The sequence below is a fragment of the Kitasatospora sp. NPDC059327 genome (genome assembly GCF_042752535.1).
Lineage (GTDB): Bacteria > Actinomycetota > Actinomycetes > Streptomycetales > Streptomycetaceae > Kitasatospora.
This window is the reverse complement of record NZ_JBHYYB010000234.1, coordinates 2,300-2,838: the sequence shown is the minus strand read 5'-3', so window position 1 is coordinate 2,838 and position 539 is coordinate 2,300. Positions and strand designations below refer to the sequence as shown.

The 539-nt window shown below is 73.1% G+C and carries 1 protein-coding gene; it reads right to left on the bottom strand.

The window, feature by feature from the left end:
• The coding region (locus tag ACFXHB_RS44645; protein WP_380582951.1) for a hypothetical protein at positions 1 to 188 on the bottom strand (188 nt) is incomplete at its 3' end.
• Between the last annotated feature and the right edge of the window lie 351 nt (positions 189 to 539).

The following is a 539-nucleotide window of genomic DNA, read 5'->3' as shown; positions in this document are numbered from 1 at the left end:
TCCAGTTCTCCCTCCGGGGTGTAGCCGAGCTTGTCGGCGATCCGTTCCCACGAGGTTCCCCTGGCCACCTCGGCGGTCAACGCCCACGTGGTGAGTCGATCGGTGCGGTACTGGATCTGCCGCGTCGCGGCCGCGTAGTCCCCGGCCTCGGCGGGGTCGTGAGCGAGGAGCAGAACCAGTTGGGCCACCTCCTCCGCCAGCCCCTTGCTTCGGAGGCGAGCTGCAGCCGCGCCCGGTCGGAGGCGCTGAACGCGCCCATCGGGAGCTCGTAGACGCCCTTCCAATCATCGGCGGTCGTGTCAGTGACGGTGTCGTTGCTCATGCCGGGTGAACACCACAAGCAGACCAGAGGTCACGCGCCCGGCGACCCGGCCCGCGGGCACCAGCCTGTACTCCAGCGCGTTTGACCGGGTCACCGGGAACACCACGATGGTCGCCCCGGACACCCTGACACTCCCGGCCGCGGGGGGGGGGGGGGGGGGGCCCGCCCCCGCGAGGCCGTGCGCCGACCGCCCGCCGCAGGGGGGGGCGGGGGCGGG